At 65.0% G+C, this 19,859-nt stretch carries 31 protein-coding genes; 3 read left to right on the top strand and 28 right to left on the bottom strand.

Going from position 1 to position 19,859, the window contains the following annotated elements; translation table 11 throughout:
* The gene (locus DRW48_RS10505; protein WP_114076384.1) at positions 1-204 is read right to left on the bottom strand and encodes a hypothetical protein; all 204 of its coding nucleotides are present in this window, start codon (positions 202-204) and stop codon (positions 1-3) included.
* Positions 197-553 (bottom strand): HK97-gp10 family putative phage morphogenesis protein, encoded by a 357-nt coding sequence (locus DRW48_RS10500; RefSeq protein ID WP_241963242.1) that lies wholly within the window; start codon positions 551-553, stop codon positions 197-199. The genes DRW48_RS10505 and DRW48_RS10500 overlap by 8 nt, the downstream gene beginning before the upstream one ends.
* 106 nt (positions 554-659) lie before the next feature.
* On the opposite strand from DRW48_RS10500, the gene DRW48_RS10495 reads away from it, so the two are divergent.
* Entirely contained in the window at positions 660-1,061 is a 402-nt protein-coding gene (locus tag DRW48_RS10495; protein WP_114076382.1) for a hypothetical protein, read from the top strand.
* Here the strand turns inward: DRW48_RS10495 and DRW48_RS10490 are convergent.
* The 12 genes from DRW48_RS10490 to DRW48_RS10435 all read right to left on the bottom strand — a co-directional run bounded on the left by DRW48_RS10490 (position 1,058) and on the right by DRW48_RS10435 (position 9,728).
* A complete protein-coding gene (locus DRW48_RS10490; RefSeq protein WP_114076381.1) occupies positions 1,058-1,447 on the bottom strand; it encodes a DUF3168 domain-containing protein in 390 nt (129 codons plus the stop codon). The genes DRW48_RS10495 and DRW48_RS10490 overlap by 4 nt on opposite strands.
* 1 nt (position 1,448) lies before the next feature.
* A complete protein-coding gene (locus tag DRW48_RS10485) occupies positions 1,449-1,670 on the bottom strand; it encodes a hypothetical protein (RefSeq protein ID WP_114076380.1) in 222 nt (73 codons plus the stop codon).
* A 2-nt stretch (positions 1,671-1,672) separates the two neighbouring features.
* On the bottom strand, positions 1,673-2,014 hold the full coding sequence (locus tag DRW48_RS10480) for a phage head completion protein (RefSeq protein ID WP_114076379.1): 342 nt from the start codon (positions 2,012-2,014) through the stop codon (positions 1,673-1,675).
* Entirely contained in the window at positions 2,011-2,298 is a 288-nt protein-coding gene (locus DRW48_RS10475; RefSeq protein WP_114076378.1) for a head-tail connector protein, read from the bottom strand. The genes DRW48_RS10480 and DRW48_RS10475 overlap by 4 nt, the downstream gene beginning before the upstream one ends.
* Positions 2,288-3,289, bottom strand: coding sequence for a hypothetical protein (locus tag DRW48_RS10470; protein ID WP_114076377.1), 1,002 nt, complete (start codon positions 3,287-3,289; stop codon positions 2,288-2,290). The genes DRW48_RS10475 and DRW48_RS10470 overlap by 11 nt, the downstream gene beginning before the upstream one ends.
* On the bottom strand, positions 3,276-4,643 hold the full coding sequence (locus DRW48_RS10465) for a phage portal protein (protein ID WP_114076376.1): 1,368 nt from the start codon (positions 4,641-4,643) through the stop codon (positions 3,276-3,278). The genes DRW48_RS10470 and DRW48_RS10465 overlap by 14 nt, the downstream gene beginning before the upstream one ends.
* A gap of 2 nt (positions 4,644-4,645) precedes the next feature.
* Positions 4,646-4,882: a hypothetical protein gene (locus DRW48_RS10460; protein ID WP_114076375.1), complete on the bottom strand. Its 237-nt coding sequence runs from the start codon at positions 4,880-4,882 to the stop codon at positions 4,646-4,648.
* A 55-nt stretch (positions 4,883-4,937) separates the two neighbouring features.
* The gene (locus tag DRW48_RS10455) at positions 4,938-6,884 is read right to left on the bottom strand and encodes a phage major capsid protein (protein WP_114076374.1); all 1,947 of its coding nucleotides are present in this window, start codon (positions 6,882-6,884) and stop codon (positions 4,938-4,940) included.
* A gap of 34 nt (positions 6,885-6,918) precedes the next feature.
* A complete protein-coding gene (locus DRW48_RS10450; RefSeq protein ID WP_114076373.1) occupies positions 6,919-8,592 on the bottom strand; it encodes a terminase large subunit in 1,674 nt (557 codons plus the stop codon).
* On the bottom strand, positions 8,592-8,858 hold the full coding sequence (locus DRW48_RS10445) for a hypothetical protein (protein ID WP_114076372.1): 267 nt from the start codon (positions 8,856-8,858) through the stop codon (positions 8,592-8,594). Before DRW48_RS10445 ends, DRW48_RS10450 begins: the two co-directional genes overlap by 1 nt.
* 196 nt (positions 8,859-9,054) lie before the next feature.
* Entirely contained in the window at positions 9,055-9,321 is a 267-nt protein-coding gene (locus DRW48_RS10440; RefSeq protein ID WP_162784730.1) for a hypothetical protein, read from the bottom strand.
* Positions 9,309-9,728: an HNH endonuclease gene (locus DRW48_RS10435; protein WP_241963241.1), complete on the bottom strand. Its 420-nt coding sequence runs from the start codon at positions 9,726-9,728 to the stop codon at positions 9,309-9,311. The genes DRW48_RS10440 and DRW48_RS10435 overlap by 13 nt, the downstream gene beginning before the upstream one ends.
* Positions 9,729-9,813: 85 nt before the next feature.
* Here DRW48_RS10435 and DRW48_RS10430 point away from each other — a divergent pair, with 85 nt between their 5' ends.
* The gene (locus DRW48_RS10430; RefSeq protein WP_162784729.1) at positions 9,814-10,707 is read left to right on the top strand and encodes an HNH endonuclease; all 894 of its coding nucleotides are present in this window, start codon (positions 9,814-9,816) and stop codon (positions 10,705-10,707) included.
* Positions 10,708-10,856: 149 nt separating this feature from the next.
* On the opposite strand, the gene DRW48_RS10425 is transcribed toward DRW48_RS10430, so the two are convergent.
* Positions 10,857-11,102 carry a hypothetical protein gene (locus DRW48_RS10425; protein ID WP_114076368.1) on the bottom strand — a complete coding sequence of 82 codons (246 nt, stop codon included), beginning with the start codon at positions 11,100-11,102 and terminating at the stop codon, positions 10,857-10,859.
* Between the two features lie 69 nt (positions 11,103-11,171).
* On the opposite strand from DRW48_RS10425, the gene DRW48_RS10420 reads away from it, so the two are divergent.
* The gene (locus DRW48_RS10420; protein WP_114077501.1) at positions 11,172-11,801 is read left to right on the top strand and encodes an SOS response-associated peptidase; all 630 of its coding nucleotides are present in this window, start codon (positions 11,172-11,174) and stop codon (positions 11,799-11,801) included.
* Positions 11,802-12,100: 299 nt separating this feature from the next.
* On the opposite strand, the gene DRW48_RS10415 is transcribed toward DRW48_RS10420, so the two are convergent.
* The 13 genes from DRW48_RS10415 to DRW48_RS10360 all read right to left on the bottom strand — a co-directional run bounded on the left by DRW48_RS10415 (position 12,101) and on the right by DRW48_RS10360 (position 19,782).
* Positions 12,101-12,553 (bottom strand): hypothetical protein, encoded by a 453-nt coding sequence (locus DRW48_RS10415; protein WP_114076367.1) that lies wholly within the window; start codon positions 12,551-12,553, stop codon positions 12,101-12,103.
* A gap of 110 nt (positions 12,554-12,663) precedes the next feature.
* The gene (locus DRW48_RS10410; RefSeq protein ID WP_114076366.1) at positions 12,664-12,876 is read right to left on the bottom strand and encodes a hypothetical protein; all 213 of its coding nucleotides are present in this window, start codon (positions 12,874-12,876) and stop codon (positions 12,664-12,666) included.
* Positions 12,873-13,199 carry a hypothetical protein gene (locus tag DRW48_RS10405; RefSeq protein ID WP_114076365.1) on the bottom strand — a complete coding sequence of 109 codons (327 nt, stop codon included), beginning with the start codon at positions 13,197-13,199 and terminating at the stop codon, positions 12,873-12,875. The genes DRW48_RS10410 and DRW48_RS10405 overlap by 4 nt, the downstream gene beginning before the upstream one ends.
* 667 nt (positions 13,200-13,866) lie before the next feature.
* Positions 13,867-14,772, bottom strand: a complete 906-nt coding sequence (locus tag DRW48_RS10400) for a toprim domain-containing protein (protein WP_114076364.1) — start codon at positions 14,770-14,772, stop codon at positions 13,867-13,869.
* Entirely contained in the window at positions 14,769-15,422 is a 654-nt protein-coding gene (locus DRW48_RS10395; RefSeq protein WP_162784728.1) for a hypothetical protein, read from the bottom strand. The genes DRW48_RS10400 and DRW48_RS10395 overlap by 4 nt, the downstream gene beginning before the upstream one ends.
* Positions 15,419-16,984 carry a DEAD/DEAH box helicase gene (locus DRW48_RS10390; RefSeq protein ID WP_241963240.1) on the bottom strand — a complete coding sequence of 522 codons (1,566 nt, stop codon included), beginning with the start codon at positions 16,982-16,984 and terminating at the stop codon, positions 15,419-15,421. Before DRW48_RS10390 ends, DRW48_RS10395 begins: the two co-directional genes overlap by 4 nt.
* On the bottom strand, positions 16,981-17,229 hold the full coding sequence (locus tag DRW48_RS10385; protein ID WP_114076363.1) for a hypothetical protein: 249 nt from the start codon (positions 17,227-17,229) through the stop codon (positions 16,981-16,983). The genes DRW48_RS10390 and DRW48_RS10385 overlap by 4 nt, the downstream gene beginning before the upstream one ends.
* On the bottom strand, positions 17,226-18,200 hold the full coding sequence (locus DRW48_RS10380; protein ID WP_114076362.1) for a hypothetical protein: 975 nt from the start codon (positions 18,198-18,200) through the stop codon (positions 17,226-17,228). Before DRW48_RS10380 ends, DRW48_RS10385 begins: the two co-directional genes overlap by 4 nt.
* On the bottom strand, positions 18,197-18,544 hold the full coding sequence (locus DRW48_RS10375) for a DUF1064 domain-containing protein (RefSeq protein WP_114076361.1): 348 nt from the start codon (positions 18,542-18,544) through the stop codon (positions 18,197-18,199). Before DRW48_RS10375 ends, DRW48_RS10380 begins: the two co-directional genes overlap by 4 nt.
* Positions 18,541-18,759, bottom strand: coding sequence for a hypothetical protein (locus tag DRW48_RS10370; protein WP_114076360.1), 219 nt, complete (start codon positions 18,757-18,759; stop codon positions 18,541-18,543). The genes DRW48_RS10375 and DRW48_RS10370 overlap by 4 nt, the downstream gene beginning before the upstream one ends.
* Positions 18,756-19,376 (bottom strand): methyltransferase, encoded by a 621-nt coding sequence (locus tag DRW48_RS10365; RefSeq protein ID WP_114076359.1) that lies wholly within the window; start codon positions 19,374-19,376, stop codon positions 18,756-18,758. The genes DRW48_RS10370 and DRW48_RS10365 overlap by 4 nt, the downstream gene beginning before the upstream one ends.
* Positions 19,373-19,552 carry a hypothetical protein gene (locus DRW48_RS15960; RefSeq protein ID WP_162784727.1) on the bottom strand — a complete coding sequence of 60 codons (180 nt, stop codon included), beginning with the start codon at positions 19,550-19,552 and terminating at the stop codon, positions 19,373-19,375. Before DRW48_RS15960 ends, DRW48_RS10365 begins: the two co-directional genes overlap by 4 nt.
* A complete protein-coding gene (locus DRW48_RS10360) occupies positions 19,549-19,782 on the bottom strand; it encodes a hypothetical protein (RefSeq protein ID WP_241963239.1) in 234 nt (77 codons plus the stop codon). The genes DRW48_RS15960 and DRW48_RS10360 overlap by 4 nt, the downstream gene beginning before the upstream one ends.
* Between the last annotated feature and the right edge of the window lie 77 nt (positions 19,783-19,859).

The following is a 19,859-nucleotide window of genomic DNA, read 5'->3' as shown; positions in this document are numbered from 1 at the left end:
TTAGTTAGCCGCCGGCTTGGCCGCCGAAGCTTGGTCGCCGGTCTTCGCATTTTCGCCGACGCGAGTTGCTGCGCCTGCCTCCACGGCATAGGCGATAAACTCCTCGGGGAACGACTGCGGGTCCTTGCTGGCCTCGGCGTACCACCCGCCGCCGCCCTTGGGCTGCGTGTAGCCAACCGGCTTGTGGAAAATGGCTTTAGCCATTGGGCATCTCCCTTTTGATCGCGAGCTTCACTGCGCCGCGGATGCGTTTGCGAAAGGCCGCCTTTTTGGCCTTCCAGACCGGATGGAAAAAAGGTTGGGCCGGGGTGCCGGTTTTCGTCCCGAACTCAATAAACCGCGCGTAGAACGCGTCTCGGTTGCCGGCATAAATTTTGAGGCGGAGCGTGGCATACTGCCTGCCTCGGTTCTTGCCGCTACGGACATCTGCAATGGTGAACGACCCGGCAGGGACCTCGCCCCAGGTCCACCCGATGCTGTCGCGCAGGGCGCCACTCTCGACCGGAACTGTCGCCCGCATCGCATCCACGATCTCCTGCGCGCCCTCCTCCATCGCCTGTGCGGCGGCGGCGCGAGCAATATCTGGAACTCGCTCTAGACTGGCGCGAAGCCGTGGGGATAGCTGTGACATAACGAACCCGTGAACAAAGGAATCACTGATGCGCTTTAGTTTGGTCGTCCTCGTCGCCCTCGGCGTAAGTGCCTGCGTCGATGTAAACGACACTGAGGTTAACGCGCGCCCGGCGGCCGTGACGTCGAAGGATCGCGGTTACATTCAGTCAGCTATCGTAGACTCTTTGAAGGACCCCGGGTCGGCGCAGTTGCGCAATGTCGCCGCGTTTGATCTCAGCAACGGCCAAGGCCGAGCGATCTGCGGCGAGATAAATGGCAAAAACTCGTTTGGCGCCTATATCGGATACAAGCCCTTCTATCTCCGAATTCGCGATGGCGCCCTAGCCTCTCGGTTTGTGGGGTCTGGAGCCAAGTACGATCTTGACGGCCAAATGGCCATCGAAGCATGCAGTTTAGCCGCTACCGGACGAATGAAGGTAAAGGCCTAACCCTCGACCATCGCCTCGACCTGCACCACGCCGTGGATCACACCCGGCGCCGGATCGTCCATGACCCGCACCAGCGAGACCCGCAGCGGGTGCATGGTCAGCGCCGCGGTGTCCTCCCAGCCGTCCAGTGCAGCGACCACCTCGTCGGTAGCGTCCTTGGCGGCCCGCTTGTCGGGCTTGTTGCTCGCCCAGATGTCGACCTGGACCGTCTCGACGCGGCCGCGGATGCATTCGGCGCTGTCATCGTTCCAGTAGCTCGGGCCGATGCTGACGTAGGGCATCGTCGCAGTCTCGTTGGGGCCGTCGAATACGCGGCCACTGACCAAGGGCACCTCGGCCTTGAGCCGGGCGACGATCAGCCGCTGCAGGGCGCTGCTGATGCCCATGTCAGGCCCGCGCACCCTCGACGGGCGGGATGCCACTCGCCTGCGCGATCTTAATAAAAGCGTCCGCGGCCGATTCATTGACCGCGACCAGCTTCCCGCTCGACATATAGATGCAGGCCCCAAGCTCGTGCGGCGCCACTGTCTCGATTAGGTCTACGTTGACGATCACAGGGTCGCCCTCGTAGCCCATCGCCCGGCTAGTGAAAGAAGTCCACGTGGCCATGATCAGCCCTCAGCCAGCATTTCGAGATACCCGTTCGCTTCGGTCGGGCGCGGGTCTTCCTTGATCGCATAGACCTTGCGAATGCCGGTCCGGTCCCGCAACTCAGCCTGCCACTCGCTCGTGATCCGCCGCGCGCGCGCGCTGTTGCGGATCGTGATGATCACGGGGTTCCGCGACGCCAGCCGCGCCTGCATGACGCTCTCCCCGCCCCGCAGATGCTTCACGGCCGCCCATTCGGTGAACTGCGGCACCCATGCGTCCTCGGTGCCGCCCATGTCCGTCTCGACCGTCTCGCGGGCGGAAAAGGTGGCCTGGTAATCGAGGTTGGGAACAGTGCGCTTCATGCCAGAGCCGGATCCCGCTCACGGTGGAGCAAATCCTTCGCCGCCGGCGACAGCCAGCCACCTTCGAGTTCGCCCATCGGGTCATCGTGGATCCGGTGCAGGACGTGCACCATGGCGGCCTGGACGTGTAAAGGGACGGTGTGCGCCGTCCATCCATGGTCCGGCCGCTTGATGTAGTCGACAACGATCTGCTCAGCCATCTCGGCTTCGCGCTGAACCTTCAGGTCCTCATCGTCGTGTGTAATGCGCAGGGTTTCTTTGGCCGTCTCGAGGTCAATCAGCATTCCCGCCTCCGACCCTTAGCGGGCTGCGATCGGCCGGCGCCTTTGCGACGCCGTCCTTGCCGTCACGGCCCTTCTTCACGCTGAGGCGCCAATCGCTGGAACCGTCCGGCCGCGCTTTTGTCTCTCGTTGCGCGATCCATACGCTGCCGCCGAAGGTGACGCTGTCGCCCTTCTGATAACCCGCGCCCGGCGCGTAAACGCCGCGATCCAGCACCACCGGCACCACGAAGTGACGCTCCTCGATCCGTTCGCCCTTCTGGAACAGGAAGGTAATGGTCCGCTCACCGTCGTAGTCGAGGGTCAAGTCATCAAAGCCGAGACCGTCTTGGCCGTCGCGCCCCGGCTCGCCGACAACGCGACCTAGGCTTCTTGTCTCTCCGTTGGTCAGCGTAACGACCAAACAGCCCTCACGATCGATCAGCGCGCCCGCCAGGCCTACGCCGTCCTTACCGGGCGAGCCATCCTTCACCGTGATCGCTCCCACCGCCTTGCTGACCGCCTCGGCTACGAGCCGCTCAACCTCGGCGGGATCAGCGTCTCGACCGGGCTCGCCATCTTTTCCGTCCTCCGGGAGAGGTAGGGCCTCCAAGAATGACTGCACCTGCATTGTAAGCAGTGGCATGACATCTCCCAAGTCGACACTGGTGCCGTCTTGGCCGTTCAGCCCATCTAAGCCCGGTTCTGGCGGTGGCAGCGCTGCAACGGCAGCAGCGGTGCTTTCTGCGATCCACCCCTTGATCTCGGTCAACGTGACCGCTGGCTCAGCATCGCCCAGACGCTTGAGCGCGGCGTCCATTTCATTGATCTTTCCACGGACCTCGGACAAGCCATCGTCGCCTGCCGCAGCCTCCAGCGCTGCGATCCGTCCGACCAACGCGGCATTCGCTTGCCGCAGCCCCTCGTTTTCCTTGAGGACGGGCGACAGATGCTTCGCGATCAGGGCCTCGGTGGCATCCAGCATCGCGGCAGCGACGGATTCACTGTCGAGCATCGGGCGCCGTCCTTTTGTGAGTGAGAGCACGGATAGCGAGCGCCAGAGGCACGCCCTTGTCCCCTTCGTCGGGGGGCGGAAGCGTCGGAAGTGCGGGCGGCGGGCCCTCGATTAGCGCGCGGTCCCGTGCTGCGATCGCATCGAGACTGTGATCCTGCTCCTGCAGGTAGACCGTGTCTCCACCTGCCATCTTCGGTAGATCGATCCGGCGACGGCGCTCGTTCAGCGTCATCAGGTTCTTGGCCTCGGCCAAGGTCTCCATCTGGGTCTTGCTGTCCATTCGAAGCAGCCCGTCCAGATCGAATTCGGTGCCGATCCGGTCGCCAACATAGGCGTCCAGGCCCAATCCCTCGTCCAGGCACAGTTCAGCCGCCTCGATGTGCTGCTGCAGGCACTGGCTATAATATTCGACGTTCAGGTTCTGGACGTTGTTATAGTTCGGTTGTCCCTCGCCCATGGCCACCTTGTAGAGCGGAACGTGGAACACGCTGCAGATGACCGACGCCGTCCACTTCAACTGCTCGATCATCTGAGCGTCGCTCGCCGTCATGGTCATCGGCTCGTATTTCAGCCCATCCCCGAGCACCGCGACTTTACCGGCGTTGTCGCCGGTGTAGCGGCTCTCCCAGTGCTCCTTGAGCCTTTGGGCCGTCTCATCGCTGATGGCGCCGGGGGCAGTCAGGATGCCGCTCGGCCGGGCCCCGTTCGCGAAGAAGTTGGTCGAGTTGGTCTGGATCCGAATGCCCTGCATCGCGGCCAGACCAGCCGCGTGAATCGGCGAGGTGCCGACCAGCGGATGATAGATCGTGTTCATCCGGTCGTGGATGATCTCGGATGCCGGCACGACAACGTCGCCTTCTTGCCCCGCCAAATTGTCGGCTGCGAGTTGGTAGTAGACGTCCCCAGTGTCTGTGACGAGCGGCGTAACCCGGCGCGGGTCGAGCACGTGAAGCGCCGTGACCACCGCGCGATTGTCGCGCCGCTTGAGCACATAGACGTTCCCGGTGGATAGCTTCGAGAGCATGTAATGCTCCCAGAACTGAATGCGGTTCTGGAAGTGGTTTGGCCTGCGCAGAACCGGCGAATAGGCGGGACTGTCGATCTCGGACCAGACGCCACTGTTATCCTGTTGCACCAGCTTCACCCGAAGCTTGGCAATGTCCGACGCAATCAGCGTCATGCAGGCGTAGACCGCATGGAACGCACGGACGCCGTCATAGTCGACTTCGACATTGCGCTGCCAATTGCCCGAGTTCGCCTCGAGAACGGTGAACCAGCCGCTGCCACGGCCCGTGGGGACTGGTGATGCGGAGACGGCCTTTTCTTGCCGCCCGAACAATCCCCAAAGAGCCATGATTATTCCGCCGCCTCGGCAATCTTTTCGCGCAGGGTGTCGGCGTTCCAGCCGTGATAAGCACGCTTGCCAACAATTTCCTGGTACCGATCACGCAGCTGAGCCAGTTCCTTCGCCTCAGCTTCCGCGGCGTCGTCAGCCCGCAGGTCGGTGCGCTCATAGCCCAGCTTGCCGAGAATGGCCGCGAAGCGCGGGTCTTTGGCCCGCATCGCCCGGTCCATGTATGTGGATTTCTTCATGTGATAGCCTCCCGCAGAGGGAGAGAGGCGGGCGGACCCGCCTCTCCAGTCATTGTCACGGGGTGGCGTCGTAGCCGGCCCAGGTCGCCTGGGTGATGACCGCCACGCCGGACGGCCGGCGGCGCGCCCAGTTGATGAACCGCTCGGCCCGGAAGGCCACGCTGTTCGTCTGGAACATCGACACCAATTGGATGGGCGTCGGCGTGGTGCTGTTGTGGGTCGGGCTGTCCGACATCTCCAGCGACGCCTCGCGCGACATGGCAACCTGCACGCCGCCCTCGTCCACCAGGTAGATGTCCGAGGCGTTCGCCAAGACCACCAGACCCGCCGGCGCATAGTCGGAAACGATCACCGGCAGACCGGCGAAGGTGCCCCCGGTCATGGTCAGGCCGGGGAATTCCGGCTGGCCCAGCGGGTTGATCATCATCGACAACGAGAGTGCCGCCGATGCCGACATGATCCACACACCGTTCGTCGGCGCGTTCTTGGCGGCGATGAAGCTGCCAAACAGCGCCTGAATATCAGCGCGGATATTGTCAGCCGTGCCGCCGGCCGAAACGATCGGCGTCAGGCCATTGGTGATCGAGGCTGGCGACACGCCGGCCACGGCAGCCTTGGCGGGGTCGATGAAGTCCTTGTCCAGACGCGTGGCGATCGCAGCGGTGAGCTGGTCACGCAGGAACGCCTCCGCTGCGATGCCCGATTTGCGCAGCAGTTCTTCGGTCACAACCGCGATGTTCGCGACCTTGAGGATGCTGAGCTTGTTGGTCTCGCCCTCGAACTTGGTCAGCGGCTTTGCCTTGCCCTCGCCGACCCAATAGGCTTCACCGCCGCCCGTCTGCGCGCCGATGGTGGTATCCGCCGGCACGTTGCGCAGGCTGGGGACGCCGTTTTGGCCGAAGCGCCCGAGGATCGTGCGGGGCCGCAGATACTCGAGGAAGTCGCCAAACACGCGCCCCTCATCGGTGACCATCCACTCCGCCCAGTTGCCGTCCAGCGTGGCGCCGGCCGGAACAGCTGCTTTGGTGATGACGCCGTAGACGGCCGAGTCCTCGCCATAAAGGCGCTTGGCGATCTCGCGCGGGTTCTCCACGTCCAGCTGCGCCAGAGCCTTCACCTTGGCGAGACGGGCGAAGTTGATGCCCTTGTCGACCTTCTCGGCCAGGCGCACCTTGCCGGGCACAGTCGCCGGGTCACGGCTCTCGTGGTCCGAGGCCTTCTGGCCAGCAACCGGCTTCGCCGCAGCCAACTTGACACGCTCCAGCGCCTTGAGACGGCTCAGATCTGCGTCGACCTGATCGACCTCGGCTTGCAGGCCGTCGAACTCTTCGTGCTCGTCGGCCGCCATCGTTTCGCCGCGGTTGATGCTCTTCGTGGCGATTTCTTCCATGCGCGCGGCATTCGCGGCGCGTTTTGCCTCCAAGGAGGCGATCTGTTCAGCGAGAGCCATCTTCGGCACCCCTTTCGTGCTGATTTTCACCGGGGTTCCCGAAGCGCCGGGACTGATCTCGCCCTCGCCGGACGCGGCGATCTGTTGGCGCGAGATGCTCTTGATCGCGGAAATAGTGGCCTCCGCGTTGGCCGGTATGGTCACGAGCGAAAGCTCGAGCCATTCCCAATCTGTGAACCGCAATCCGCCAGTCTTGAGCCGCTCAGGTTCTCTGGCGTTGAAGCCGATGGACACACCGCGCACCAAGCCGGCCTTTACCGCCTGCCATGCCTTGTCCACGAGCTTCTTGAGGTCGCCGTCCTCCTCGACCTTGGCGAGGCGCGCCCGGAAGGGAATGCCCTTGGCGTTCGGCTCGGCGAACTCGACAGTGCCGACCGCTTCGTCATGGTTGTGCTGCCACAGCAGCGGCAGAGGCAGCGCGAACTTGGCGCCCATGGGCTCCACGACATCGCCCATGCGGTCGGGTGAGGGAGTAGACGCGACGCCTTCAATCACACGCTCGTCGCCGTCCTGCAGCGCTTTGGCGGTGAGGATCGAATAGGCACGGTTCATGCCGGCCTCCTGCTGTTGGATAGTGCTGACAGGTCTAGCCGATGACCAGCATTTGGTACTCGGGCGCCTTCTGCGCCTCGGGGTTCCGGCTCATGACCGTGACCGCGTCGAACAGCGCCATGGCCGGGTCGATCTTGGCATCGCCGGCGTTCGCCTTCGTCGCGCGGATCGCCGTCGCGGTCGGCTCGATCTTGATGTTACCCACGGCCCACGCCATCAGCGCCGAGCCGTCGTGCCAGAGCGTGCCGTTCGCCAGCTTGCGCTCGGCCGTCTTGATCGCGTTCATCATCGCGTAGCCCTGCGGCGCGCCGATGACCTGCCCGTCCTCCGGCGTCACACCGATCGCAGCCAGCGCGTCGATCAACTCGCCGAGGCCTGCCGGGTCGGCCGCAACCGCGGCGAGCAAGCCCCGAGCCTTCACCTCGCCCACGATCTCCACGATCGCCGAGATGTCGGCCAGCTCGTCATCGACGATAGTGAGCGACCCTTCCCGCTCGAAATCCCGTAGACGCGGCGCAATTGCCCGGCGCCGGTCCAGCACGCCGTCGTGGCACCACGCATGGCACCAGGCGAGCCAGTCTTTTGTCTCTCGGTCGCGCCCCAGCACGGCAAGCCCGAACAGATCGTCCAAGCCGCCGCCGTCGACGCCGACCACGACCACCTCGCTGCGGTCCAGAACCTCGCCCAGATCCATGGGCCTCTCGCGGCGCGCCCAAAAATCCGCCCCGGGCCAGCGGTTGGCCCGCAAGTTCATCCCGATCTCGACGTTCAGATGCTTGGCAAAGAACGTCGCGCGGGTGCTGGCGTCCTTGGCCAGTTCCTTGCCCATCTCCCGTTCGAGCCAGTCCTGCGACACGCTGCGCCCCATGTTGGGGTTCGTGACGTAGAAGTTGGCCGGCTCCAGATACGCCTCGCGATCCAGCATCTTCTGCGGGTATTCGTAGATCACGGGCAGGAACCGCTTGTCCTCGATGCGGCCGTCCCGCACGTCGCGCGCATAGTCCAGCTTATCCTTGAACACCCCGGCCGGCGGCGCGTCCGCCTGGGTGGTCAGGTAGATTACGAAGCCCTCGGGCCGCGATACCAAGCCGCCCGTCGCCTCCCGCAGCATGGCATCCGCGCTCGGCCGCTTGCCAAAGATCCACAGCTCATCGATCAGGATCCGGCCCGACTTCTTGCCGCCCACCGTGTCCGTGTCCGCGGCCACGACCTTGAGCGACGATTTGGTCACCCGGTGCGTGATCGTCCTCACATGGTCCTGCACATGCAGCAGGTCTGCCAACTCCTCGTCGGCCCGGACCATCGCCGCCGCCGGCTTATAGCTGTTGCCCGCCACCTCAACTGTCGGCGCGAGGATCAGCAGCTCCTCGTCCTCTCGCCAGCCAATGATCAGCGCCGTCAGCATGATCGCCGCAGCTATCGTGGATTTCGTGTTCTTCTTGCTGATGCAGAGGAAGAACTCGCTGATCAATTGGTTGCCCGTCTCAGGGTCATTCGCGCCGAAGATCGCCGAGACGAACTCGAACACCCACGGCGCGCTCACCTCACCGAAGGTAGGCTTGCCGGGCAGGTCTGGCACCCGCAGCGACTTGAATACGCCGAGGGCATAGTCGGCCTCTGACTGGAACAGCGGGGCGAACGGGATCAGTCCCTCACGATTGACGATCCGGCGCTCCCAATCCGGGCAGGCCGTCGACCACACCGGCATCACCCGTTACTGACCGCCAGGCGCGGGCCGCCGCGCGGAGCGAACTTGCCGGCCGCCACTTTCTCCGCCGCGTCCTGCTTCTGCTCCTTCTTGCCGGGGACGACATCGGATGCCCGTGCATGCACAAAGGGTGCCGCCGCCATCGCCATCCGGTCGCGCCGGGTCGGCTCCTGCTCAGCGTCGTTCATCACCGCCAGCATGTACTCCAGCGGGGTCATCCCACCGAGGGACTTGCGCGGACGGTTCGCTGCCGCCTCGTTCTTCACCGCCGGGACACTGCCAGCCTCTTTACGAGGGCGGCCAGCACCAGGCCGGGCACCACCTCGGGCCATGTCAGCACCTTTGATTTCGGATTGATTTCGCCGCTGGATAATCAAACGGCCGGGATTTTATCTCTGCGTGAGGAGGACGCCGGTACCCAGATACCTTGGGTTGCCGACTTTTGCCCTCCCCCCCTTCAAGTCAGCACATCCGCGCGTACTCAAGCGCCAGCTCTCGCTCGCATCTTTGACGACGAAGGCTCTCAGAAGCATCCCGCAACCCAGCCATCGCTTGCGACTTGGTCAGAGGGAACCCCGGCGCCGTCCGATAGTGGTACTTCTCGCCTGAATCGCTCAAGAAGTACCATGCGTCCCAGATGCTCTTAGAGCCGGTGGCAACCAGCACCCAATCGTGGAAGCGGTCTCCGACGGATACGGCATCGTTTGCCTTCACCTTCATCTCATCCATTCCTTAGCCGTCTTGGCGGCGTGGCAGGGCGCGCACAGGCTCTCGAGGTTGCTGTCCTCGTCGTTGCCGCCATGAGCCTTGGGGACGATGTGGTCGACGGCATGGTCGCGTGGCCTGACCTTGAGCGCTGTCAGCCTGTCGTGCCTCAGGCACTCTTGGCACAGGTAGCTGTCGCGCTTGAGGATGCGGGCCGCGGTCTTGACCCATGCGGAGCCGTAGCCCCGTTCGTGCCTGCTGCCTTTACCTGACCATGCCGAGCGCTCGCCGGATGTCGGCAGTTCTGCGATGGGGCCGGTGGCCGCAATGGACTGGCGTACCGTTGCCATCCGAGGCGGAAGTTTAGCCAGACGACCCATTGCTCCATGCTCGCTCTTTAATGCGCCGCAATAGTGCGGGTCGTCGGACAAGAAGAAGTCAGCGTGTTATCAACTCGCCGAGACTCGCGCTGGGACATGCAATAGAACTGGGGTGTGCCTATCAGGGAGAATGCACATGAGTCTCATCACAGAATATCGCGATCTTGAAGCGAACATCACAGCACTCGAGACTGCACGGGCTTCCTCCCGTGGCGGGGACTATGAGATCTACCGTTCTCTAGTATCCAAGGGCCGGGTATTGCTCCCCTATTTGAGCGGCGACGGAATCGCTTTCGGTCCGTCTCGCTTCCTGGGCTACAAAGACAACACGGTTTCTGAGCATGTAAAACGCGAGCAACTCGACGGCCGCGAGACGACGCCCCGCATTCGGCAGGTTTTAAGCAAACAGTTTGGGTTCACCATTACGAATACACCCGACGATGCGGTCGACCGACTATTTCACCGGTTCTGTTCTTCCCTGCGCGCTGAGCCAGACAATGCAGCACGCACATTCTGGATTACGCCCGAGGTCGCCAACTGGTTGGCGGACCATCTTGGCGACGAAGAGGCCTTCATTTCGCATGGCACCAACAACGTGGATGAGATCGAAGAGCGAGTTCTCCGCGACGAGACGCTACCGGCGACGACTCGCGATGCCATTATAAAAGCGCGAGTGGGCCAAGGGCTGTTTCGGCGCCGGGTTCTTCAAAGCTACGGCAGCTGCCTCGTGACCGGCCTCAATGAGCAAAGATTACTGGTTGCCTCGCATATAAAGCCGTGGCGAGACTGCTGGGACAACCCAAACGAGTGCCTGAGCGCCGACAACGCTCTACTGTTGTCGCCGACGTGGGACGCCTTGTTTGACAAGGGTTTCGTCAGCTTTTCAGATGGTGGTGAGCTGCTGGTCTCGGAACGGCTTTCGTCCAACTCGAAGCGAGCGCTGGGGGTCAAAGGTCTGACCGTTAGCCTTAGTGCCGGTCAGATCTCTCACATGCGACACCATCGCAACATCTACCAATTCGGAGACTAGACAACTGGGGATCAGCCAAACTCAGCTGGATGTAGTCGCGGGGAGTTTGCAGCGCTCACAGCATCGCGCGCTAATGGACCCACTGCTGTTGCGCGCCTGATAGATCGTCTCACGGTTGTCGCTCAGTACGCCAAACGGCGCATTTTGCGCTACGTGTCGTGCCAGCAGGCCGATGCGAGGCGGGTCGCAAGGACCTGCACGCCGCCCAGGACGGTGAGCGCACCGATACCTGCCCATCCCGTATGGACGTGCCCGTTGGGGCGCCCGGCAGCGATGGCGAACCCCTTGATCTCGCCGCGACGGGCTTGCCTCAGAAGGTCCTCCAGTTCGCGGATCACGTCAGCGTTGGCGCCGTCGTCCGTTAGCTGAGTTCCGACTAGGGAGACGACCGTCATGGCTATGCCTCCCACAGCGATGTTATTGCACGGGCAATGTCGGCCGCTGCGACCTGCGAGGGATACAGGATGTGCAACCTCTACAACCAGACGACGACGCAAGAGGCGATGCGCCGGCTGTTCGCGGACCTGACGGTACATGACCGGGCAGGCAACGTTGAACCCGGCCCGATATACCCTGATCGGCCGGCGCCTATCATTCGCCATGCCGACGAGGGGCTGGAGATCGTGCGGGCGCGCTGGGGGCTGCCGTCCCCCAAGTCGCTCCTCAAGACCGTCCGTGACCCCGGCGTCACGAACGTGCGCAATGCAAGCTCGCCCCACTGGCGGCGTTGGCTGGGGCCCGCGTATCGCTGTCTCGTGCCGCTGACAGCGTTTGCAGAACCCCGCGGCGCCGGCCTCGGCAACCAGTGGTTCGCCGCTGCTGATGGCGAGCCCATGTTCTTCGCAGGGCTTCAGGTTCCGAACTGGACCTCGGTGCGCAAGATCAAGGATGGCGCCACCACCGACGATCTGTTCGCCTTCCTCACGACGGAGCCCAATGCAGAGGTCCGGCCCATTCATCCCAAGGCGATGCCGGTCATCCTCACGCGGCGGGAAGAGTGGGACACATGGCTCTCTGCGCCATGGGAGGTTGCAGGCAAGCTGCAAAGGCCTTTGCCCGATGGAGCGCTGCGCCTGGTGGATGAGCCCCTCTAGATGGAAACCCCGCCTGCATCTCTGCGGGCGGGGCTATCTGCCGCACGTGGCTGGCAGGTGGAAAACGGCTATCTGCCGGTCGCGAGAACCAGGATGCGACAGACGCGATACCAGAGCGGGTCACGCGGGCCGCTGGCGGCGAAGTCGGCTAGCTGCAAGCCTGCGTTCCTCATATCCCAATTGCGCATCGCAACCCCGTTGAAACGAAACGCCCGCGCGATTCCTCGCCGGGCGCCGGGCGCGCGTTTCCCAAAAGTCGCGCGCGAGTGTGGTCAAAATGGCCGATTACCATTTACCTGTCAACTACCCATCGCGCATGCCATGCGGTCCAGCGCATCATGTAGCGCCACGAGTCCCGTCTGATAGCCCTTGCCGCGAAACCCACGGATCGCCGCAGGCGTGCGGCCGTCCAAGACGCACGCCTCGACGATGGGCCAGTCCTCCCGAGTGACGTAAGCCGCCAGTTTGGCATAGCGGCTGATGCGGTCGACCTGGATCGTCACCGCGTGGTCCGGTTTGGGGCTCGACTGCACCCGATCGTTCTCGGGCCATCCGGGGCCGCGCTGTGTGCCCTCGAAGGCATCGCGCAGCTTCTCGGCCGCGGTGAACCCGGCGGTGCTGATCACCCCGCGTCGGTGCCAGACCTCCAGCATATCGACCCGGCGCGCGCCGTAGACCTTGTTCGGGTTGACCCGGCGCCCGGTCTCGGCGTTGACCTCGCCCCGGTCCTCCAGCACCAGCCCGGCACGCATGGCGGGACCATTGGCGCCGAGGTCCCATGGGGCGGCGTGCAGCGACACAGCTGGCCGTGGTGCGCAGCCGTGCTGCCAGGCGCCCATCTGTTTGCGTATCCGGCGAGACCTCATCTTGCCCATCGTGCCACCCCGTTCTGCCGCGCGTTCTCGCGGGCGATGATTTCGCGCTCGGGCCAGCCGGGCACCTGATCCATGTCGATGACGGCCCAGCCGGTGCCGGCGGCGATGTCGCGCCGACAGGCGGCGTTGCGGGCCGCCGTTTCCTCAGGGGTCAGCCCTTCGGGTTTGGTCCAGCGGTAGATGCTGCTGGCGAGGCTCATGCGGCGTCCCCGCTGCGCTGCGCAGCAATCAGCCTGCTCACGTGGATGTCCGAGAGCCCGGTTGCCGCGATAATGACCGCGCGATCTGTCTCGCCACTCGCGATCATCTGCGTAGCGACCACGGCGGCCGGGGACACCTTGCGTCCGTACTCTGCGGGCTTTGGGGCGCGCCGCATCTGTTTCGGCGCGTGACCTTCGGCCGCGGCCTGGCGTTTCATTGCCTTGCCCAGCAGAGCCTCTAGCGCGGGGGTCAGTTGGCGCGCGCGGAACGCCACCGCGAAGGCGGCGCTTGAGGTCGGGGCGAGAGGCTTGCAGGCGCTCATGACAACACCCTCCCCATCGGAACTGCACTGGCATCTCTCGTCGTGGGCGCCGGGTGTCCTTTCATGATCGCGGCTCGCCATCCTTTCGCCGGGGGCCAGTCCACGCCCCAGCCCGCCAGGGTTTCTCGCGTCCAGCCGCCGTTCGGTGTCCGCGCGGCTTCTATCTCTTGTGCGGTGATGGCTCTCATTCTCTTGCTCTTGCTGGAAGGTGGGGGGTTCCGGATGGGCGCACTTCACCCGTCGTCAGGATGAAGTGCTGCTCGTGCTGGCATGGAGCCGGGGACACGGACGCAACGCTCTCTCCGAACAGGCGCGTCGTTTGCACGCGGGACCGGGGTCAGGCTGTCGGTCCGTACCTGTCGCTTCACTCCCTTTCGGGACCTGGCGGCACCTTTCCCCATCCTCGGAGAGCGAGACGGGGCAGGCTGCACCTCGTGGGTGCGTCCTATGCGGGTAATGGGCTTGCCGCGTCCCCCGCCGGGGTTTCCCATACCCGTCATGTTCCGGGGCTGGGCCTGCTGTGCAGGATGCTGAGCGGCTATGATGGTCGCTTGAGGCCGTGCCAGTCGGTTACCACCCCGACCTTTCACCCTGACGCCCCTTGATTGCCTCATGGGGGTCAAACTGCGTCCTTTGCGGGTGCCCACCGCGCCGGACTGTGGCCCTCTCACGGCGGCTTCACCTCGCGCAGCAGCAGCGCGACGGCCCGCAGGCCGTGCCGCGTGTGATGGTCGTTCCAGTCGCCCATCTCGGGCGGCATGACCCAGCGGCAGCCGGACTGGCGCGCGTAATGCTCGCCGGTGCCGGTGCCGAAAACGTCGACGGTCTTGTCGTGGTCAGCGGCGATGATGGCGCCGGGGATCGCTCCCGCGACCTTGGCGACATTCTGCGCGCTGAAAGCCGAAAGGACCGTTGCGGAGCGACCCAGCAGCCTCAGGGCCGCGCGGACGCTGAGCGCGGTCGCGATACCCTCGCAGACCCAGGTCTCGCGCCCTGTGGCGATCCTGTGGGCCGCGGCGCCCATGCGGCCGCCGAGGATGTTCTTCTTGATGCCTTCGGCGGTGATGAACTGGACGGTGGTCACCTCGCCGCCAGCCCGTCCAGGGATCAGCAGCAGGGGCCCCTCCCCCTCCGGCAGAGCCGCGGCAACCCGCGGGCCCATGCCAGTGGCGGGAAGGACCGCCCGCGCATCCTCGAGCACGAGCCCGCGCTCCTCGGGGAAACCCTTGCGCGCCAGGTAAGCGTGCCGCTCCTGCCGGCTCGCGCCCACCAGGGCGGCGTAGATCGCGGCGACGGCACGGCGGTCGGCCTCCTGCTCGCGTTCGCGCGCAAGGTCCCGCGGGCGCGCCGGGGATGCCGGTGCGGCCTGATCCCGGAACCGCGCATGCTGCCCGGTCTGGTGATTCCACGACACGCCACCGCGACCATCTGGGTCCAGTTTGACGCGGCCATCGCCTTTCCCGTTCGCCTTGCCCTCAACATCCGCCAGAACCCAGCGGCCGGGAACGGGGCGAGCCGGCGGAACGATCCCGACCGCGCGGCAGGCCTCAACCATCGCATCGTGCACGCTCATGCCGCAATCTCACGCAGTGCATGGCCGCCCCACTGGTCAGCGCAGGCCGCGGCGATGCCTTCGAATGTTCGGCTGCGGATGCGCCACCGGTCGGGTCCGGGCGGACACCGATGGACGGCCTGCCAGCGGTGGTCCTCTGGTGAGCCCTTCGAAGGCAGTGTGAGCCGATCGGTTGGAGCCAAAGGCGGCAGCCCCCGGAGGTAGAAGCCGGTCGCCTTTTTAGCTGGCTCACCGAACCACCAGGGTTGGACGATCTGCGGCTTTGGCAGGTCCTCCGGGAGGCGCGCCCGCGCATGGCGATGCATGACCGGATTCTCGATTGCGAGGCGCGCAACGGGCGCCTCCCAGCAAGCCGCGAACAGCGCGGCGCCCTCGTCCAGTTCGGCCCACATTTCGGCGCGCGTCCGGCCAGGCGGCGGGACGCTGAGCCAGCGAACTCCGCTGTTGCATAGGCGGGTGCAGGGCGGATGACAGACAACCAGCAAATCCCAGCCGTCCCCCAGATGGTCGCGAATGTCACCACGAATATGGCGATTGCTGCCGTCCTCGGCCGCTAGAAGATCACAGGACCAGGCGTCGTGTCCGAGCGCAGTGAATGCCCTCCGCATCACGCCCGAGGTTTCGCAACCGATCAGAACACGCAAGCTCATGCTGCCCTCCGCTTCGACTGGCGAAAGCGCTTGACCTCTCGGTCGATCAGGCCCAGCGCGCTGTCGCTGATCGGGCCCGGCGCGGCGGAGTACCAGCCAGCGGGCAGCTTCGCGTCGGGATAAACCCCATGCCAGATCCCCGCAGCCCAGCGGCGTGCCTTGTCCTCGCCGTAGCGGCTGTTGCCGAGGCAATAGGACAGGGCCGCGCTCCAGACGCCGCGTGGGTCATTCAGGCACTCGGCCCGAAGCCCTGGGCGCGTCGCCATCGCCAGCGTCGCTGGATCGAAGGCATGAAGCGAACCGTCGACGGAATGGATGCCGGACCGCGCCGGGCGCTGCCAGCCGCATGAGCGGCAGGTGTCGCCGTAAAGGGCCCCGCTGCATTCCGGGCAGACCACCTTGGCCCGCTCGCCCGGCTCGCGCTTGCGCGGAGTGCTGTCGCGCTTCGTGGCCTTGGACAGGTCGCCCGCGCCGTTCTCCCAGACATCGTAGGTGTCGAGGGCAAACCGCTCGACGTTGCCGCTGTGGCAGAGCCAGAGTGCCTTCGCCTTGCCCTCGGCCGGCCGCATGATGCGCCCGATCTCCTGCATGTGGCTCGACAGGCTCTTGCGGTATGGCTTGCAGCCGATGCCAACCAGCACGTCTGGCACGTCGAACCCCTTAGTCAGTACGCCGCAGGACACCAGCCCGTGGATGATGCTGTCGGGGCGGCGGAACTCGGCGATCTTGGCGTCACGCTCGGCCTCGTTGCGGTCCAGGTAGCTGACCTGCTGGAAGTTAAACCCGGCGTCGGCGAAGGCTGCGCACAACTCGCGCCCGTGCTCGACGGTCGGGCTGAACACGATGGTCTTGGCAGGTCCGCCGAAATGCTCGCACGTCTTGGCGATCCACTCCGCGACCACGTCACCGATGATCTTGATGCCTGCGCCGGTCGCGCTGGCATCGGTGAACTCACCCATGCCCGAGACGGCAAGTTCGCTGTCCTGCGGCGAGCGCGCGACGTAGATCAGCGGCTCGATCAGGTTGCCGGCGTCGATCAGGGTGCGGGTGGAGGCGACATTGACGATGGTGTCCCAGTGATCGCCCATGCCCTTGGTGAATGGGGTGGCGGTCAGACCGATGGCGACGGCCTCCGGGTTGTCGGCGATGAACCGCAAGGTCTTGCGATAGCTGCAGTGCGCCTCGTCGTAGATCACCAGGCTGGGCCGGCGCGGCAGTACGCGGCGCTCGAGCGTCTGGATCGAGCAGACCTGTACGTTCTCGCGCGGCATCCACCGCTCGTTGATGCCCTGCACGATGCCGTGCGGGATGCCATAGCGGTCGAGGGTGGCCGAAGTCTGTTTGACCAGTTCGACCCGGTCCACCAGGAACAGCGCATAGCTGCCCTTGGCATTGGCTTCGCGCAACAGGTGCGACGCGATGACGGTCTTGCCGGCCCCGGTCGGGGCGTAGAGCACGGGGCGCTTGAGACCCCGCCGCACGCATTCGCGCAGCAGGTCAACGGCATCGGCCTGATATGGCCGCAGGCTGATTGCTTCGGTGGGCCGAAGATCGAGCATCATGCTGCCACCTCCGCGTAGGCCGCGGCCTCCGCCTCGGCGCGGGTCATTCCGGCATCGAACTCAAGGATCGCCGCGCGCTCGCACCATGCGTCATAGGCCGGCCATGCCTCGGTCATCACTGCATCCCTGTGGTGCTTGACCCAGGCGATTGCGGCATCGTCCAACCGGCCGCGCACAAGCGTCGGCCGCCATTGGTCGAAGGTCAGGTCGCCGCCATGGGCGCGAATGCGGGCCAGGATGCTCACAGCGGGATTGCCTCCCGCTCCCGCGAGGCGGCCAATTCCCGCTCCAGATCGGCAATCCGCTTATCGGCGGCGCGCAGCTTGCGGGCCTCGACGGCCAGCTCGTCCATCTTCTTGCCCTTTGCCGCCTTCTCGCGGTCTCGCTGGGCTTGCAGGTCGGCAATGATGCGGCCGCTCTCGCTGTGGGCCAGCTCGGCGTTGGCACGCTCCAGGTCGGCAATTCGCGCCTCGGCAGCGACCAGCTTCGAACGCAGCTCCGCGTTTTCCTCGCGCAGCCCGGCCAGATCGTCGGTCAGCGCCTCGCGCGTCAGGGCGCGGGTCGGGTGCGGGTTGGCGGTTGTAGACTTGGCCTTGCGTTCGTCGCGGATTGTTTTCGCTCTAGCCTTCACGGCCTGTGGCCCAGCTGCGACCACCTCGGCTTGTTCGGCTCCTGGCAGTCGCGCAACCTCGGCTGCGGCCGAAACGGCAACTTCTCCGCTTTCGACTTGGGCCGCCAATTCTGGCGCTCCATGGTCGAGTACCGCCTTCGCCGCCTCAACTGTGCGCGTGCCGACGTTCAACATAGTGGCAGCTTCTGCGGTCGAGACCTTCCGCAGATTTGCGGAAGGTTCCAAATCAGTTCGTGCGCCTTGAGGCATGTTCGCCAGTTTGGCCGCAACCGCCGCGCGTTGGCTTTCGGTCAGGTGCCGCCGGTGCAGGTTAGTCGACAGGACATAGGCCAGAGCCTCAGCGTCCGTGCCGGCATAATCCGCCACCGGAAACTCCAGCCCCAGATCGCGCGCTGCCATATAGCGATTGCGACCATCCAAGATGCGCCCGTTGAACAGAACAATCGGCTCCCGGACACCGAACTGTCGGATGTCATCGCGAAGTCGATCCTGCGCAGCCGCATCGAGCATCGGGAAGAGGTTGGCATAGTCGTGCCAGAGTCCGGTCAGCGCCACCTCGTGGCGGTGGTTGGTCAAAGCGCTCATGTCTCGATGATCTCCACGCCCTGCGCGGCCAGAATGGCCCTCTTGAGCTTGTATTCGGGGGTACGGTGGCCCTTGGCGTCCTCGATCACCTCGAGCCCGCGCGCGGTGTCGAAATAGACAAAGTCAGCGACGTAGACGGCGACGCGGTTCGACGGCTGGAAGCGGACCGGGCCGTCACGCCCTTCGAGGGGAAGGCGGACCTGCCGGCGCAGATCACGGATAGCGCCGCCCTTTTCGAGCAGCTTGAGAGCGGCGTAGCGCGCCATCTCCCGTTGGCTGTCAAAGCGCATGCCGTCGTACTCGACCGGGATGTTGCCGAACTTCTTGAAGCCGCGCCGGGTCATGCCGCGACCTCGCTGCGGCTGATCCAGACGGCCTGGCGGTCCGCGTCGTGGATCTCGATCTGCCCCGCAGCGCGGCCGAGGGCGATCACTTCCCACACGATGCGGTCGGACAGGCCGGTGGCGGCGATAATGCCGTCGACATTCAGCTGCGCGGGTGGCGCGATTGCGTTCCAGACGGCGCGCTTCTGTTCGGGGGTGGGAGCGGGAAGCGTCATGCCGCGTCCCCTGCCCGCTCGAGGCGCTTACGACAGGGCGGTATCCAGCCCATGCGAGGCATGGATTCACCCATCATCCAGACCAACCAGCAGTAGGAGGTGGCCGTCGTGGCATCAGGGTCATGGCGCCCCTTCACCATCGGCACGCGCTCGGTGAACTGCAGGGTCAGCGAAGGGGGATTGTCGCGGAACAGCCGCTCGTAACGACCGATCCCCTCCAGGAAGGCGCTGCGGACGATGACCGCGACCCCCACGTCGGACGTGGCGAAGGCCCGGTGGACGAACTGTTCAGCCAAGCGGAAGGGCGGGTTCGTGATGGTCCAGTCGACCGGCGCGAGGGGCACGGGAAACAGGTAGTCCTGAACCGGATAGCCTGCCCCGTAGTCGTGAACGTCGGATGCTTCGACCGTGCCGAAGTACTCGGCCAGAGGTTTCACCATGTAGCCACGATTCGCGGCCGGCTCGCGCACGGTCATGTCGCCGAGGCTGTAACCCTCGCGGTCGCGCAGCCATTCGCACAGCGCGCGCGTAGCCCATGGCGGAGTCGGAAAATCATCGAGGCTGTCATGCGCCTCGACGCGCCGCTGCATGACGGCCGTGCTGCGGTTCTGGCTCATGCCTCGCCCCCGTCGCGGCGGCCGGCGGACAAAGCGACGGACTTTTCTTCCCGGCGGGCGAGGGCATGAAGCCCCCGACCTACGGCGCTCGCGAACCACCATCCGCCGAAAGCACGAACGGCGGCGGCAGCACGCGCCTCGATGCGCACGACGGCGATGATGAGATCGTCCATCATGCGCCCAGCAGCTTTTCAGCCGCCCCCGGCACGTTCTTGATCGCGTAGGCGACAGCGCCGCCCCTGGGCCCGGTGACGCCATCGCGCCAGTTGCGCGCGGCCTTCTCGGTGACGCCGAAAAACACGGCGACATGCTCAGCGCTCTGGAAGTGCTTGTTGGTCAGCTCGATCCAGGCGTCGCGCAGGTGTTGGTCGAAGCTGCGAGGGTCGGACTTAAATCCGGACGACATGTCGTCACTCCTTGTGCTGTTGATCGGGTGTGAGGACCGATCGACAGCAGCAGAGAAATGGGGGGTGGCCTGATGGA

Origin of the sequence: Paracoccus suum (genome assembly GCF_003324675.1) — a bacterium.
GTDB classification, from domain to species: domain Bacteria; phylum Pseudomonadota; class Alphaproteobacteria; order Rhodobacterales; family Rhodobacteraceae; genus Paracoccus; species Paracoccus suum.
The sequence above is the reverse complement of the archived record's forward strand: the minus strand, read 5'-3'. Positions and strand labels throughout refer to the sequence as shown.